Below are 14,483 nucleotides of genomic sequence, written 5' to 3'. Positions count from 1 at the left end.
GCGGTTGGCGATGCCGGTGGACAGCAGCCTCAGTGGCGGTGCGCGGCACGGTGGTTCAGGGCGATGTCGACCGCCGCGGCGACCAGCGCCAGTGTGACGATGCCCATGGCCAGCAGCAGGGAGTGCCGGAACGCGGTGGACCACTGGTCGCCGGTGCCGGCCAGCGACGAGAAGAACAGCGCACCGACGGCGGCGATGCCGGCGGCCGAACCGATCCGCTGCCCGGTCTGCAACATCCCGGCCGCGCTGCCCGCCTGCGGCACCGGCACCTCGGACAGGGTCAACGTCTGGTTCGGGGTGATCACCAGGCCGCTGCCGAGCCCGGCGAGCAGCAGCGGCAGCGCGGTGAGCAGCGGGATCGCGCCGTGCGGGTCGCCGCGCAGCACGAACACCACCCCACCGAGGCCGACCAGCACCAGGACCAGCCCGATCGCGACCAGCGGGCGGCCGTACCGGTTGACCAGCCGGCCACCGAGGGCGGCGGCGAGCGCCGAGCCGAGGGCGAACGGGGTGATCGCGAGGCCGGCGGTCAGGGCGCGGTAGCCGAGGCCGTTCTGGAGGTAGAGGGTGAAGATGAAGAAGATCGCGGTGAAGCCGCCGAAGTAGATGAGCGCGATCACCGCGCCGATGGTGTACGACCGCAACCGGAACAGTGCCAGGTCGAACAGCGGTGTCCGGGTGCGGCCGAAGCAGCGCTCCCAGAGGCCGAAGGCGACCAGGACGACCAGCCCGGCCGGGATCAGCGCCCACTTCCACGGGCTGGGCCACTGTTCCCGCTGCACCAGCGGCAGCAGCAGGAGCGTCACGCCGACCCCGAGCAGCAGCACCCCGACCGGGTCGAGCCGGTGCCGGTCGAGTCGGCCGGCGGCCCGGGTCGGCAGCAGCCGCCAGCCGAGCAGTACGGCGACCACCCCCACCGGCACGTTCACGAAGAACACCCACCGCCAGCCGTGGTCCTCGCCGCCGAGTTGGATGAGCAGGCCGCCCAGCAGCGGGCCGACGGCGGTGGAGATGCCGATGACCGCGCCGAGCAGGCCGAACGCGCGACCCCGCTCCGCGCCCCGGAACAGCTGCTGGATCAGGCCGGTCACCTGGGGGTTGACCACCCCGGCGGCGGCGCCCTGCAGGAGCCGGGCGGCGACCAGCCAGGTGGGGGACTGGGCCAGCCCGGCCAGCGCGCTGGTGACGGTGAACAGGGCGACCCCGAGCACGAAGGCGTTGCGCCGGCCCCGGGCGTCGCCGAACCGGCCGGCCGGCACCAGGACCAGCCCGAAGGTCAGCGCATACCCGGACAGCACCCACTGCAGGTCGCTCGGGCTGGCCTGCAGCGACCGGTCCATCGACGGGATGGCGACGTTGACGATGCTGACGTCCAGCAGCGTCATGAACGCCGCGACCAGGCCGACCCCGAGGGCGCGCCAGCGTCGTCGGTCGTCCGTCGGCGGCGTCACCACGGACGGGCGATCAGGCGTGTGACGGCGATCGGGCACGGACCGATGATCCCGTACGGACCGGTGATCGGGCATGCCACAGCGCTACCCGGGTGCCGCCGGTGCGAACCGGCCCGGGAGCCGGCGGCCCGGCGGGGCGGCCCGACGCTCACGCCGGCTGGCGGGCACACCAGCGCGGACCGAAGTCCAGCCCGGCCAGCGGCGAGTCCTCGCGGTGCAGCAGACCCTTCTCGGTGAGCTGGTGCAGGGGCGCGTGCACGTCCTGCTCGGCCAGCCCCGCCTCCTCGGCGATCAGGTCCGGGTACGGCACCTGACCGCGGGTCTCCAGCACGGTCACCGCCTCGTAGACGCGTACCTCGGCCTCCGACAGACGTACCTGCTGCATGGTGCCCTCCTTGCCGTGACCCCGGCCCGGCCGGTCGGGCGGCCCGGGTGGCGCGGTTTACCCACTGGTCACCCGACAATGCCTGCCGGACGGCCGGTCGTGCGCCTCGGCGCGGGGTCGGGTGCCCTAGGCTGACCGGCATGATCATCTGGGATCTCGTGGTGGTCGGCGCCGGGCCGGCCGGACTCAGCGCGGCCCGGGAGGCCGCGGCGGCCGGGGTGCGGACGCTGGTGCTGGACCGGGCGGTGCACCCCCGCTACAAGACCTGCGGAGGCGGCCTGATCGGCACCTCGCTGTCGATGGTGGCCGGTCGGATCGAGGTGCCGGCGCACGACCGGGTCGAGCGGGTCACCTTCACCCGGGACGGCCGGTGGGGCTTCACCCGCCGGCACGGCACACCGCTGGTGACCATGGTGCGCCGCGACGAGTTCGACGACCGGCTGCGCGCGGCGGCGGTGTCCGCCGGGGCCGAGGTCCGCGAGGGCGTCGCCGTCCGCGCGCTCGACCAGGACCCCGACGGGGTACGCGTCCGACTGGCCGACGGCACCACCCTCACCGCCCGCACGGTGATCGGGGCGGACGGTTCCGCCGGGGTGACCGCCCGGCACGTGGGCGTCCGGTTCCGCCAGGTGGATCTGGGCCTGGAGCGGGAGCTGCCGGTGTCACCCGCGGAGGCGGCCCGCTGGCGGGGGCGGCTGCTGCTGGACTGGGGCCCGTTCCCCGGCGCGTACGGCTGGGTCTTCCCCAAGGGGGACGTGCTCACCGTCGGGGTGATCGGCGCCCGGGGTGAGGGCGACCGGACCCGGGCCTACCTGCGGGACCTGCTGGACCGGCTGGGTCTGGCCGGGGTGGCCGCCGCGCACGACTCCGGGCACCTGACCCGCTGCCGGGCCGACGACGCGCCGCTGCGCCACGGCCGGGTACTGGTGGCCGGTGACGCGGCCGGCCTGCTGGAGCCGTGGACCCGGGAGGGGATCAGCTACGCGCTGCGGTCCGGGACGCTTGCGGGTGCGGCGGTCGCCGCCGGTGACCTGGACCGTTACCCCCGGGAGGTGCACGAGCGCCTGGTGCCGTCGATGCGCGCCGGGCACCGGTTGCTGGAGGTCTTCGCCCGTCGCCCCGCGGTGTGCCACGCCTTCCTGGCGACCCCGGTCGGCTGGGCGATGTTCGTCCGGTTCTGCCAGGGCCGGTCGAGCTTCGACCGGACCCTGGACCGGGGGTCGGTGCGCGCGGCGCTGGCCCTGCTGGACCGGCCGTCCACCCGGCGCGGGCGGCCGCAGGCCCCCGCGCCCGCCCGCTGACCCCGCTTCGGCGATCAGGGCACGATCACCGCGCGGCCGTGGATCTCGCCCGCGCGCAGCAGGTCGTACGCCTCCGGGGCGCGCTCCAGCGGGAAGGTCTGCACGTCGGCGGTGAGCAGCCCGTCCCGACTGAGGGCGATCACCTCCTGCAACTCGGCCCGGGTGCCCCAGAAGGGGACCTCGACGCTGGTCTCGAACGGCACGGTGGGTGGTTCGTCGGCGACCGGCCGCACCGGCAGGGTGCCGCCGCCCAGGCCCACCAGCAGCAGCCGGCCACCGGTGGCCACGACGGTGCGGGCGGTGGTGAGGGTGGCGTCCACCCCGACGCAGTCGAGGACCACGTCGGCGCCGTCCGGCGTGGGGCCGACGAGTTCCCGGATCCGGTCGACCGTGTCCGGGCCGGCCGGCACCACGTGGTGCGCGCCCATCCGGGTGGCCAGGTCCAGGGCCGCCACGTTGCTGTCCACCGCGATGATCCGCACGGTGGTGGTGGCGGCGAGGATCTGCACCGCCATGTGCCCCAGCCCACCGATGCCGATCACCACGCAGGACGTCCCGGGCCGCAACGCCGGCCGGGCCAGCGCGATCGCGTGGTACGGGGTCAGCCCGGCGTCGGTCAGCGGCGCCGCCTGGGTCACCGCCAGATCGCCGATGGGCAGCAGCCGGGAGGCGGGCACCAGCACGTACTCGGCCAGCCCTCCGTCGCGGCTGAGCCCGATGCCACCCACGGGCACTTTCCGGCACTGGTTCTCCCGGCCCCGCAGGCAGCCCCGGCAGGTGCCGCAGCCGATGATCCCGTAGACGGCGACCCGGTCACCGGCGGACCATCCGGTGATCCCGTCGCCGACCGTGTCCACGGTGCCGGCGATCTCGTGGCCGAGGGTGAGCGGGGTGGGGAAGACCCCCGGCCCGGCGTCGAGGATGTGCAGGTCGGAGTGGCAGGCGCCGACCGCGCCGACGCGTACCAGCACCTCGCCGGGGCCGGGCGTCGGGGTCGGCACCTCCACCTGTTCGAGCACCCCGGGAGCGGTCATCCGTACCGCGCGCATGTCTCGTCCTCTCGTCGCCGACGCCACCGCGCGCTTACCCCTCCCGCCAGCCTTGATGCCGGGCGCACAATACGAGTCATGAGCGAACCCACCGCATCGTTCACCGACGAGCAGCACGCGTTCCTGCGGCACGTGCGCTTCGGCGAGTTGCCGCCGCCGGTCCGCCCCGAGGACCGGGTGGCGTCGACCGAGACCGAGCCACCCCGGTTCAGTCCCGACCCGACCCCCGGCCAGTACGAGCAGGACTCCCGCGCGGGCGGCTGAACGGTCGGCGGGCCCCGTCGGGTGGGCGCACCGCTGCGCGCGGCGACGCGCCCACCCGACCCGGCTACCCGTGCGCTCAGAAGACCGGCACGCCCGCGCGGACCAGCCGCCAGTTCGGCACGAAGAAGTCGGCCGGGTCGATGGTGCCCCGGGCCTGCGCCCAGTCGATCAGCAGTTGGCGGATCTCCTGCTGCGCGTTGTAGACCTGGGTCTTGACGATGCCGGGGAAGTTCCCGCCGCCGCTGCGCCGGTAGTTGTTCACCGCGACGACGAACCGGGCGTCGGCGGCGACCGGGGTGTCGGTGCCGGGCAGCACGAGCCGGGTGATCCGCTGGCCGACCGGCCGGGAGATGTCGATGTCGTAGTCGACGCCGGAGAACACGTCGTAGTTGTAGTCCGGGACGCCCGGGTCGCTGATGGTCGCCGGGTCGACCGGTGCGCCGACCGGCAGGGTGGTGAAGTACTTCGCCGAGAACTCCAGGTACGCCTTCACCTCGGCGCCGGTGAGCACCACCGCCTCCAGGGTGTTGTCGTAGACGTACAGCCCGGCGACGTCGCGGATACGCACGTCGCCCTGCGGGAACACGGCGGTACGGCTGAACGGCGCGGCGATCGACAGCACCGGCAGCGACCCGGACGGGGTGCCGGCCAGCGCGGCGGTGACCACCTCGGTCTGGACGTGGTTGATGAAGTCCAGGATCGGGGTGTCCCGGTAGCGTGACTCGGCGGCGGACAACTCCTGCGTGGACCGGGCGACCACCGTGTTGACGTAGCCGACGGTCTTGGCGTGCTGACGCCGGACGGCGGCGAGCACCCGGGGGTCCTCGACCACGGTGTTGGTGTTGAGCATGGTGGCGCCCTTGCCGACGACCTTCCAGTGGCCCCGCTCCCGGGCCAGGGTGAAGTCCATCCGGGTGAGCCGCTGGCCCCACTTGGACGGCTCGGCGGTGAGCACCTGCGCTCCGGTGGCGGTGTTGGTCACGAACTTCTCCACCACCTCGTTGTGGGCGTGGCCGAAGAGGATCGCGTCGATGCCGGGGACCTGCTGGGCGATCAGCGCGACCGGGTTCTCGTTCGGCAGCTCCGGGCCGTAGCTGGAGGTGCCGCTGTCGCCACCGTGGGCGGAGATGATGACCAGGTCCGCGCCCCGCTGCCGCATGATCGGCACCCACTTGGCAGCGGTCTCCACCATGCCCGGGAAGACCAGTTTGCCTTCGACGTTGCCCTTGTCCCAGATGGCCACCCCGGGGTTGGTCAGGCCGAGGATGCCCACCGTCAGTGTCGGCGTCCCGGGCCCACCGAGCCGCACCCGCTTGAGCACGAACGGCCGGAAGGCCGGCTTGCCGGTCCGGGCGTTCACCGCGTTCGCGGCCAGCGCCGGGAAGCCCAGTTGGTCGATCCAGGTCGCCAGCAGCGGCAGGCCGTAGTTGAACTCGTGGTTGCCCAGCGTCACGGCGTCGTACCGCAGGATGTTCATCGCCCGGGCCATCGGGTGCGTCGCGCCGGTGGTGGTGATCGGCTCCTGCTTGGCGTAGTACGTGGCCAGCGGGGTGCCCTGGATGGTGTCGCCGGCGTCGAGGACCAGGGTGGCCCGGCCCCGGCGCTCGGCGCGGATCTGGTTGACCAGGGTGGCCAGCTTGGCGATGCCGACGTCGTTGTGCTTGCTGTCGTCGAACTCGGCGTCGCGGTAGTAGTCCCAGTTGTAGACGTTGCCGTGGGTGTCCGAGGTGCCCAGGACGGTCAGGTCCCAGGTCTTCGCACCCTGCGGGCCCTTCCGCTCGGCCGCCTGGGCGGGCGCGCCGGCGATCAGCGGGGCGGTCGCCGCGGCGGCGGCGACGGCCAGCACCTGGCGGCGCGAGGCGCCGGAGGAGGAGGTCATGAGGTGCCCTTCATCGGGGGTGGACGCGCCTCGTGGGGCGCCGTTGCGCACCATAACGACCAGCCGTCACTCCCGCCACAGTGGTCGAGGGTGCTTCACCACATCGACCCCACCGGTCATCCTGCTGTCCCCTCCGGGTCAACCGCCGGGCCCCACGACTGTTGTTTCCGGCGTACCGGTCGGGGTAGGTCAGCCAGGGACCCGGAACGCACCACACCAGGCAGGGAGCAGCACGGTGAGCCAGGACCAGTACACCCCGCAGGACCCCACCGAGCAGTACGGCCACCAGAACGGCCAGCCGGCCCAGCAGCAGTCGGCCCCCGGCCGGACCGACCGGATGGGGCCGGAGCCCGACCACGGTGAGACGTCGTACCGGGGCAGCGACCGGTTGACGGGCAAGCGGGCCCTGATCACCGGCGGCGACTCGGGCATCGGCCGGGCGGTGGCGATCGCCTTCGCCCGGGAGGGCGCCGACGTGGTCATCTCCTACCTCGACGAGGAGGAGGACGCCGACGCCCGGGAGACGGTGCGGCTGATCGAGGAGGCCGGCCGGCGTGGCGTGGCGGTACGCACCGACCTGACCGACGAGCAGCACTGCCGTGACCTGGTCGACCGGACCGTCACCGACCTCGGCGGGTTGGACATCCTGGTGAACAACGCGGCCTACCAGATGGCGCAGGACGACGGCATCACGTCGATCAGCACCGCCCAGTTCGACCGGGTGATGAAGACCAACCTGTACGCCATGTTCTGGCTCTGCCGCAGCGCCGTGCCGCACCTGAAGGAGGGCGCGACGATCATCAACACCACCTCTATCCAGGCGTTCGACCCGTCGCCGCCGCTGCTGGACTACGCCACCACCAAGGCGGGCATCGCGAACTTCACCAAGGGTCTCGCGGCGCAGCTCGCCGACCAGGGCATCCGGGTCAACGCGGTCGCCCCGGGCCCGATCTGGACGCCGCTGATCCCGGCGACCATGCCGCCGGAGAAGGTGAAGCAGTTCGGCACCGACACCCCGCTGGGCCGGGCCGGGCAGCCCGCCGAGCTGGCCCCCGCGTACGTCTTCTTCGCCTCCCAGGAGTCCAGCTACGTCACCGGGGAGATCCTCGGGGTCACCGGTGGCCGGTTCACCAAGTGAGCCGCCCCACCCCGGCCGGGTCGGGCGTGCCCCGGTCCGGCCGGCGGGTGGGTCAACGGGGCCAGCCCGCCAGCTGGCGGCGTACCTGCGCGATCTGGGCCGGGTCCAGGCCGTAGCGGGCGAGCCGCCGGTCCGGCAGCCGGTCCAGGTAACGGCCGGCGGCCCGGACGTCCTCGTCGGCCAGCGCGGGGTCCACCTGCCGGGCCAGGGTCAGCAGTTCGTCGACGGGATAGTGGGCCAGCGCGGCGGACACGTCGATGTAGTCGCGGGCCTCCCGCCGGTTGACCAGGGCGGCGGTCTTGTTGGCGATCAGGTCGCGGACGTCCATCACCGGGCCGAGGTCCATCACCACCGGTGAACGGTACCGGTCGAGCCGGGCCAGACTGAGCCGGATCTGCCGGTCGTCCCGGCCGACCACGAAATCCCGGATGTCCCGGTCGTAGCCCTCGAACAGGTCACCGAGGTCGCTGCCCGGGTCGGCCGCCGCGACGGTGTAGCCGGCCCGTTCCAGCGCCGCGCACACCTCCTCCGCCGCCGCCTCGGCCGCCCCCTCCACGTCCGCGAAGAGGTCGACGTCCTCGGTGGGTCGGGTGACCAGCCCGTGTGCCGCCCACGCCACCCCGCCGCCGAGCACGAACCGGTGCGGCCCGGCCGCGGTGAGCGCGACCCGGGCGACCTCCCGGTAGAAGTCGTGCAGGTGGGTCACGCGGTCCGCAGGCCCCGGTGTCGGCTCTCCCATGCCTGGCGTACCCCCCGGGGCAGGTTGAGCCGCCGCCACACCCGGCGCAGGGTGCGCCCGTCGATCAGCGCCCGCAGGTCGTCGGCGCGGGTGGTCTCCCGCAGCACGTTCTCGTACAACCAGAGCAGATCGTCCGGTTCGGCCAGGTCGAAGGTGCGCTCGCTGCTCCACATCAACCGGACCGGCAGCTCCACCATCCCGCCGGTGGGGCCGGCCAACTCCGCCAGGGTGCGCGCCACCACCACCGGGCGGCCCGGTCGGGCCAGATGGGTGCTCGCCAGGGTGGCCTGCATGGTGTCAGGGTAACGCCGGTACGACCAGCTCAGGTACGCGGCTTGCGACGAACCGCCACTGCCCGGACCCTTTCGACCGCGCGCGACGGGGGCGGGCCGGGGCGGCGCGGGGTAAACTGGGGGCAGGAGCGTCGGTGTGTCCAGTGTCCCCGGGCCTCACCTGAATTGCCGTCGCGGAGTTCCGTTCGGCTGGAGCCGCGTTGCGCCACGCGCCGAGAGGCGACATGCACACCGACGCTCTGCCGCCGCCCCCCGACCCGTCCGGGTCGGGGGGCGGCGTCGTGTCGGTGCGCAGAGATCCTCGCGCTCGGGTCGCATCCTCCGCCGCGCTGGCCTATGTTCAGGGGGTCGGCCGGTCGGCGGATCATGCCGGGGAGGGAGGGGCGCAGTGGGTCTGCGTACCTTCATCGCGGGCTGGCCGGTCTACCGCCAGCTCACCGGCACCGACCCGCTCGGCCGGGGCGTCGCGGCGCAGTCGGGCCGCTCCGCCGGGCTGACCGCCCGCACCGAGACCGCCGACCGGGTGGCCCGCTCGGTCTGCCCGTACTGCGCGGTCGGCTGCGGGCAGCGGGTGTACGTCTCCGACGACCGGGTCACCCAGATCGAGGGCGACCCGGACAGCCCGATCTCCCGGGGCCGGCTCTGCCCGAAGGGCTCGGCCAGCAAGAGCCTGGTGACCAGCCCGCTACGGCAGACCACGGTCCGCTACCGCCGGCCGTACTCCACCGACTGGGAGGACCTCGACCTCGACACCGCGCTGGACATGATCGCCGACCGGCTCCTCGCCGCCCGCGAGCAGACCTGGGAGGACGTCGACAGCGAGGGCCGTCCGCTGCACCGCACCCTGGGCATCTCCAGCCTGGGTGGGGCGACGCTGGACAACGAGGAGAACTACCTCATCAAGAAGCTGTTCACCGCGATGGGGGCGCTCCAGATCGAGAACCAGGCCCGGATTTGACACTCCGCCACCGTCCCCGGTCTGGGGGCCAGCTTCGGTCGCGGTGGCGCGACGGACTTCCAACAGGACCTCGCCAACGCTGACGTCATCGTCATCCAGGGTTCGAACATGGCCGAGGCCCACCCGGTGGGCTTCCAGTGGGTCATGGAGGCCAAGCGGCGCGGCGCGAAGGTCTTCCACGTCGATCCCCGGTTCACCCGCACCAGCGCGGTGGCCGACACCTACCTGCCGATCCGGGCGGGCACCGACATCGCCCTGCTCGGTGGCGTGGTGCGCTACATCCTGGACAACGAGCTGGACTTCCGGGAGTACGTGCTGGCGTACACGAACGCGGCGACGATCGTCAGCGAGCAGTTCGCCGACACCGAGGACGGCGACGGCCTGTTCTCCGGCTACGACCCGCACACCGACAGCTACGTGCAGACCAGTTGGCAGTACGCCGGGCACGAACAGGATTCCGGCAGCGGGCACACCGCCAAGGAGCGCGACGGCGCGGCCGGCCTGCAGCACGAGTCGCACGGCGCGCAGGTGTCCGGGCAGACCGCGCGGGACGAGACCCTCCAGCATCCGCGCTGCGTCTACCAGATCCTGCGCCGGCACTTCGCCCGCTACACCCCGGAGATGGTCGAGCGGGTCTGCGGCATCCCCCGGGAGAAGTTCCTGGAGTTGGCGCGGGCCTGGGCGGAGAACTCGGGTCGGGAACGCACCGGCGCGCTGGTCTACTCGGTGGGCTGGACCCAGCACAGCGTCGGTGTGCAGTACATCCGCACCGGGGCGATCATCCAGCTGCTGCTGGGCAACATGGGTCGGCCGGGCGGTGGCATCCTGGCGTTGCGCGGGCACGCCAGCATCCAGGGCTCGACGGACATCCCGACCCTGTTCAACCTGTTGCCGGGCTACCTGCCGATGCCGCACCACGCCGACCATCCGACCTTCGACGACTGGGTGGACAGCATCCGGCACCCCGGCCAGAAGGGCTTCTGGGGCAACGCGCGGGCGTACGCGGCGAGCCTGTTGAAGGCGTACTGGGGGGACGCGGCGACGCCGGAGAACGACTTCTGCTACGACCACCTGCCCCGGATGACCGGCGACCACGGCACTTACCAGCAGGTGCTGAACATGATCGACGGCAAGATCAAGGGTTACTTCCTGCTCGGTCAGAACCCGGCGGTCGGCTCCGCGCACGGCCGGGCGCAGCGCCTCGGCATGGCCAACCTGGACTGGCTGGTGGTCCGGGACCTGTTCATGATCGAGAGCGCCACGTTCTGGAAGAACGGCCCGGAGGTGGCCACCGGCGAGATCGTGCCGCAGGAGTGCCGTACCGAGGTGTTCTTCCTGCCGGCGGCGTCGCACGTGGAGAAGGAGGGCACCTTCACCCAGACCCAGCGGCTGTTGCAGTGGCGGGAGAAGGCGGTCGAACCGCCGGGCGACGCCCGCTCCGAGCTGTGGTTCTTCTACCACCTGGGGCGGCGGCTGCGGGAGAAACTGGCCGGCTCCGCCCACCGGCGCGACCGCGCGTTGCTCGACCTGGCCTGGGACTACCCCACGCACGGCCCGCTGGCCGAGCCGAGCGCCGAGGCGGTGCTGCGCGAGATCAACGGGTACGACGTGTCCACCGGCCGCCCGCTCGCCTCGTTCGCCGAGGCGAAGGACGACGGGTCCACCGCCGTCGGCTGCTGGATCTACTCCGGTGTCTACGCCGACGGGGTCAACCAGGCCGCCCGGCGCAGGTCCCGGCACGAGCAGGACTGGGTGGCCGCCGAGTGGGGCTGGGCGTGGCCGGCGAACCGGCGCACCCTCTACAACCGGGCGTCCGCCGACCCGCAGGGCCGCCCGTGGAGCGAGCGCAAGAAGTACGTCTGGTGGGACCCGCAGGCCGGCGAGTGGACCGGCTACGACGTGCCGGACTTCGAGCGGACGAAGCCACCGACGTACCGGCCACCACAGGGGGCGTCCGGTCCGGCGGCGCTGGCCGGTGACGACCCGTTCGTCATGCAGGGCGACGGCAAGGGCTGGCTGTACGCGCCGAGCGGGGTGTTGGACGGTCCGCTGCCGACGCACTACGAGCCGGCGGAGTCACCGATGCGTAACCCCCTCTACGGCCAGCAGGCCAACCCGACCCGCAAGGTCTACGCCCATCCGGTGAACTCGGTGAACCCGAGCCCGCCGCAGGAGCACAGCGCGGTCTTCCCGTACGTGTTCACGGTCAGCCGGCTCACCGAGCACCACACCGCCGGGGCGATGAGCCGGACGGTGAGTCCGCTGGCCGAGCTGCAACCGGAGATGTTCGTGGAGGTGTCCCCGGAGTTGGCCGCCGAGGCGGGGCTGACCCACCTCGGTTGGGCGCACCTGATCAGCGGACGGGCGGTCATCGAGGCCAAGGTGCTGGTCACCGACCGGCTCACCCCGTTGCGGGTGGACGGTCGGGTGATCCACCAGCTGTGGCTGCCGTACCACTTCGGGTACGAGGGGTTGGTCACCGGCGACTCGGCCAACGACCTGTTCGGCATCACCCTGGACCCGAACGTGCTGATCCAGGAGAGCAAGGTCGGCACCTGTGACATCCTTCCGGGGCGGCGGCCGACCGGCCCACCACTGCGGGACCTGGTGGACGACTACCGTCGACGGGCCGGGATCGTGCCCGGTGAGCGCCCGCCGACGGTGACGACCCGGGTCCGCCGGCCGGCGGGTCGAAGCGGCGACGGGCCACGGGAGAAGGGCGCCGACCATGCCTGACGGCAACAGCCTGTACGGCCCGCTCGATCCGGCCCCGGACGCGGGCTGGACGTCTGCCGGTCCCCGGATGGGGTTCTTCACCGACACCAGCGTCTGCATCGGCTGCAAGGCCTGCGAGGTGGCCTGCAAGGAGTGGAACGCCGTCCCGGAGTCCGGCTTCGACCTGCTCGGCATGTCGTACGACAACACCGGCGCGTTGACCGCGAACTCCTGGCGGCACGTGGCCTTCGTCGAGCAGCCGGTGCCGGCCGGCCACCGCAGCGCGCCGTTCGCCGGCACCCCGCCGGACGGACCGTCCGGCGTTGGCCCGCAGTTCCTCGGTATGCCTGGCGCACAGCCACCGGGACGCGGCACCGGCGCGGCGGAACGCACCGACTTCCGTTGGCTGATGATGTCGGACGTCTGCAAGCACTGCACCCACGCCGCCTGCCTGGACGTCTGCCCCACCGGGTCGCTGTTCCGCACCGAGTTCGGCACCGTCGTGGTGCAGGAGGACATCTGCAACGGCTGCGGCTACTGCATCTCCGCCTGTCCCTACGGGGTGATCGACCAGCGTAAAGGCGACGGCCGGGCGTGGAAGTGCACGCTGTGCTACGACCGGCTCGGCGCGGGCATGACCCCGGCCTGCGCCCAGGCCTGCCCGACCGAGTCCATCCAGTACGGCCCCCTCGACGAGTTGCGGGACCGGGCCGCGCAGCGGGTCACCGCGCTGCACGACCGGGGCGTGCCGGAGGCCCGGCTGTACGGCCACGACCCGACCGACGGCGTCGGCGGCGACGGCGCGTTCTTCCTGCTCCTCGACGAGCCCGAGGTGTACGGCCTGCCCCCGGACCCGGTGGTCACCACCCGGGACCTGCCGAGGATGTGGCGGCGGGCGGGGCTCGCCGCGCTGGTCATGACGGCGGCGGCCGTCGCCGCGTTCGTCGGAGGATCGTCGTGACCACGGGCCGGATTCCGGTGGGGGAGCGGTTCCGGGGCTTCCGCGCCCGGCTCGCCGCCGACGGTGTGTTCCGGCCGCAGCGTTCCTCGGTGCGGCTCGGCCACGGCCCGAAGGTCGGCGCCGGCCCGGCCGACGGTGCGCACCCGGCCGGCGCCCCGGGTTCGGCCGACGCTGTGGGCGCTGCCGACGTGCCGGTCGTCGTACCGCCCCGGGACGTGCCGCCGGTGGCCCGGCGGCGGCGCGGCCGGGGCGGCGAGGAGCTGCGGGTCCCGGAGGCGGAGTTCACCTCCTACTACGGCCGGCCGATCCTCAAGGCACCGGTGTGGCGGTGGGACATCGCCGCGTACCTGTTCACCGGCGGGTTGGCCGCCGGGTCGTCGCTGCTGGCCGCCGGGGGGCAGCTCACCGGCCGGCCGGCGTTGCGGCGGGCCGGCCGGGTCACCGCGTTGGGCGCGGTCACCGCCAGCGCGTACTTCCTCGTCAACGACCTGGGGCGGCCGGCACGCTTCCACCACATGCTGCGGGTGGCGAAACCGACCTCACCGATGTCGGTGGGCACCTGGATCCTCACCGCCTACGGTCCGGCCGCCGGGCTCGCCGCCGTCGCCGAGGGCGCACGGCTGCTGCCGGAGCGCGGCGTGTCCGGGCTGGCCCGTCGACTGCTGCCGCCGGCCGGGCAGGTCGCCGGGCTGGCCGCCGCCGCCGTCGCGCCGGCGCTGGCCACGTACACCGGGGTGCTGCTGGCCGGGACGGCCGTGCCGTCCTGGCACGAGGCGTACCCGGAACTGCCGACCATCTTCGCGGGCAGCGCGCTGGCCAGCGGCGCCGGTGTGGGGCTGCTCGCCGCGCCCTGCGCGCAGGCCGGGCCGGCCCGCCGGATGGCGGTGGCCGGGGCGGCCCTGGAACTGTGGGGCGCCCACTCGGTGGAGACCCGGCTGGGCCTGCTCAGCGAGCCCTACCGGCTGGGCACGGCGGGTCGGCTGCTGCGCGCCGGTCGCCTGCTCACCGCCGCCGGGGTGGTCGGGGCGCTGGCCGGTCGGCGCAGCCGGGTGGTGTCCGCGCTGTCCGGCACGGCGCTGCTGGCCGCCTCGGTGGCCACCCGGTTCGGCATCTTCCACGGCGGGGTGGCCTCGGCGCGGGACCCGAAGTACACGGTGCTGCCGCAGCGGGAGCGGATCCGTCGCCGCGAGTCCGGGCAGGTCTGACACCTCACCGCGCCGCCGGGACGGCCCTGTGGTTGACTCGGGGGCGGAGGCGTTCAGGCGGCTGGTGCCCCTCCCAGCCTTCAAAGCTGGTGTGGTCCGGGACCCGGGCCAGGCGGGTTCGATTCCCGTCCGTCTCCGCCAACCA

The 14,483-nt window shown here is 73.3% G+C and carries 11 protein-coding genes, 1 tRNA gene and 1 pseudogene; 7 read left to right on the top strand and 6 right to left on the bottom strand.

Annotated elements, in window-relative coordinates; translation table 11 throughout:
* Positions 1-29 precede the first annotated feature (29 nt).
* Both GA0070216_RS06650 and GA0070216_RS06645 read right to left on the bottom strand, forming a co-directional pair.
* Positions 30-1,526 (bottom strand): MFS transporter, encoded by a 1,497-nt coding sequence (locus GA0070216_RS06650; RefSeq protein ID WP_091240498.1) that lies wholly within the window; start codon positions 1,524-1,526, stop codon positions 30-32.
* A gap of 73 nt (positions 1,527-1,599) precedes the next feature.
* Positions 1,600-1,836: a hypothetical protein gene (locus tag GA0070216_RS06645; RefSeq protein ID WP_091240495.1), complete on the bottom strand. Its 237-nt coding sequence runs from the start codon at positions 1,834-1,836 to the stop codon at positions 1,600-1,602.
* Between the two features lie 140 nt (positions 1,837-1,976).
* Here GA0070216_RS06645 and GA0070216_RS06640 point away from each other — a divergent pair, with 140 nt between their 5' ends.
* A complete protein-coding gene (locus GA0070216_RS06640; RefSeq protein WP_091240492.1) occupies positions 1,977-3,137 on the top strand; it encodes a geranylgeranyl reductase family protein in 1,161 nt (386 codons plus the stop codon).
* Positions 3,138-3,151: 14 nt separating this feature from the next.
* Here GA0070216_RS06640 and GA0070216_RS06635 read toward each other — a convergent pair whose 3' ends face one another.
* Complete coding sequence (locus GA0070216_RS06635; protein ID WP_091240489.1) at positions 3,152-4,186, bottom strand: NAD(P)-dependent alcohol dehydrogenase; 1,035 nt, start codon at positions 4,184-4,186, stop codon at positions 3,152-3,154.
* 78 nt (positions 4,187-4,264) lie between these two features.
* Here GA0070216_RS06635 and GA0070216_RS06630 point away from each other — a divergent pair, with 78 nt between their 5' ends.
* Positions 4,265-4,450, top strand: a complete 186-nt coding sequence (locus GA0070216_RS06630; RefSeq protein WP_091240486.1) for a hypothetical protein — start codon at positions 4,265-4,267, stop codon at positions 4,448-4,450.
* A 76-nt stretch (positions 4,451-4,526) separates the two neighbouring features.
* On the opposite strand, the gene GA0070216_RS06625 is transcribed toward GA0070216_RS06630, so the two are convergent.
* Positions 4,527-6,329 (bottom strand): bifunctional metallophosphatase/5'-nucleotidase, encoded by a 1,803-nt coding sequence (locus GA0070216_RS06625; RefSeq protein ID WP_091240483.1) that lies wholly within the window; start codon positions 6,327-6,329, stop codon positions 4,527-4,529.
* 235 nt (positions 6,330-6,564) lie between these two features.
* Between GA0070216_RS06625 and GA0070216_RS06620 the strand changes: the two genes are divergently transcribed.
* Entirely contained in the window at positions 6,565-7,467 is a 903-nt protein-coding gene (locus tag GA0070216_RS06620) for an SDR family oxidoreductase (RefSeq protein WP_091240479.1), read from the top strand.
* Between the two features lie 52 nt (positions 7,468-7,519).
* Here the strand turns inward: GA0070216_RS06620 and GA0070216_RS06615 are convergent, their stop codons facing one another.
* Positions 7,520-8,206, bottom strand: a complete 687-nt coding sequence (locus GA0070216_RS06615) for a nucleotidyl transferase AbiEii/AbiGii toxin family protein (RefSeq protein WP_176738859.1) — start codon at positions 8,204-8,206, stop codon at positions 7,520-7,522.
* Positions 8,170-8,499 carry a hypothetical protein gene (locus tag GA0070216_RS06610; RefSeq protein ID WP_091240472.1) on the bottom strand — a complete coding sequence of 110 codons (330 nt, stop codon included), beginning with the start codon at positions 8,497-8,499 and terminating at the stop codon, positions 8,170-8,172. Before GA0070216_RS06610 ends, GA0070216_RS06615 begins: the two co-directional genes overlap by 37 nt.
* Positions 8,500-8,887: 388 nt before the next feature.
* Between GA0070216_RS06610 and fdh the strand changes: the two are divergent.
* From fdh to GA0070216_RS34410, 4 genes and pseudogenes are all read left to right on the top strand, one after another.
* A pseudogene (gene fdh, locus GA0070216_RS06600) lies at positions 8,888-12,101 on the top strand (formate dehydrogenase); the annotation flags it as partial.
* A gap of 84 nt (positions 12,102-12,185) precedes the next feature.
* The gene (locus GA0070216_RS06595; protein WP_091240460.1) at positions 12,186-13,133 is read left to right on the top strand and encodes a 4Fe-4S dicluster domain-containing protein; all 948 of its coding nucleotides are present in this window, start codon (positions 12,186-12,188) and stop codon (positions 13,131-13,133) included.
* On the top strand, positions 13,130-14,338 hold the full coding sequence (gene nrfD, locus GA0070216_RS06590) for an NrfD/PsrC family molybdoenzyme membrane anchor subunit (protein ID WP_245722337.1): 1,209 nt from the start codon (positions 13,130-13,132) through the stop codon (positions 14,336-14,338). Before GA0070216_RS06595 ends, nrfD begins: the two co-directional genes overlap by 4 nt.
* Before the next feature lie 45 nt (positions 14,339-14,383).
* Positions 14,384-14,479, top strand: a tRNA-Sec gene (locus tag GA0070216_RS34410).
* Positions 14,480-14,483 lie beyond the last annotated feature (4 nt).

Origin of the sequence: Micromonospora matsumotoense, assembly GCF_900091525.1 — a bacterium.
GTDB classification, from domain to species: Bacteria; Actinomycetota; Actinomycetes; order Mycobacteriales; family Micromonosporaceae; genus Micromonospora; species Micromonospora matsumotoensis.
Note: the sequence above shows the minus strand (reverse complement) of the source record. Positions and strands in the feature narration are given on the sequence as shown.

Bases quoted from the DNA above. Each gene is read 5' to 3' on its own strand.
- GA0070216_RS06650 (WP_091240498.1), bottom strand. From the start codon at position 1,526: ATGCCCGATCACCGGTCCGTACGGGATCATCGGTCCGTGCCCGATCGC.
- GA0070216_RS06645 (WP_091240495.1), bottom strand. From the start codon at position 1,836: ATGCAGCAGGTACGTCTGTCGGAGGCCGAGGTACGCGTCTACGAGGCG.
- GA0070216_RS06640 (WP_091240492.1), top strand. From the start codon at position 1,977: ATGATCATCTGGGATCTCGTGGTGGTCGGCGCCGGGCCGGCCGGACTC.
- GA0070216_RS06635 (WP_091240489.1), bottom strand. From the start codon at position 4,186: ATGCGCGCGGTACGGATGACCGCTCCCGGGGTGCTCGAACAGGTGGAG.
- GA0070216_RS06630 (WP_091240486.1), top strand. From the start codon at position 4,265: ATGAGCGAACCCACCGCATCGTTCACCGACGAGCAGCACGCGTTCCTG.
- GA0070216_RS06625 (WP_091240483.1), bottom strand. From the start codon at position 6,329: ATGACCTCCTCCTCCGGCGCCTCGCGCCGCCAGGTGCTGGCCGTCGCC.
- GA0070216_RS06615 (WP_176738859.1), bottom strand. From the start codon at position 8,206: ATGGGAGAGCCGACACCGGGGCCTGCGGACCGCGTGACCCACCTGCAC.
- GA0070216_RS06610 (WP_091240472.1), bottom strand. From the start codon at position 8,499: ATGCAGGCCACCCTGGCGAGCACCCATCTGGCCCGACCGGGCCGCCCG.
- GA0070216_RS06595 (WP_091240460.1), top strand. From the start codon at position 12,186: ATGCCTGACGGCAACAGCCTGTACGGCCCGCTCGATCCGGCCCCGGAC.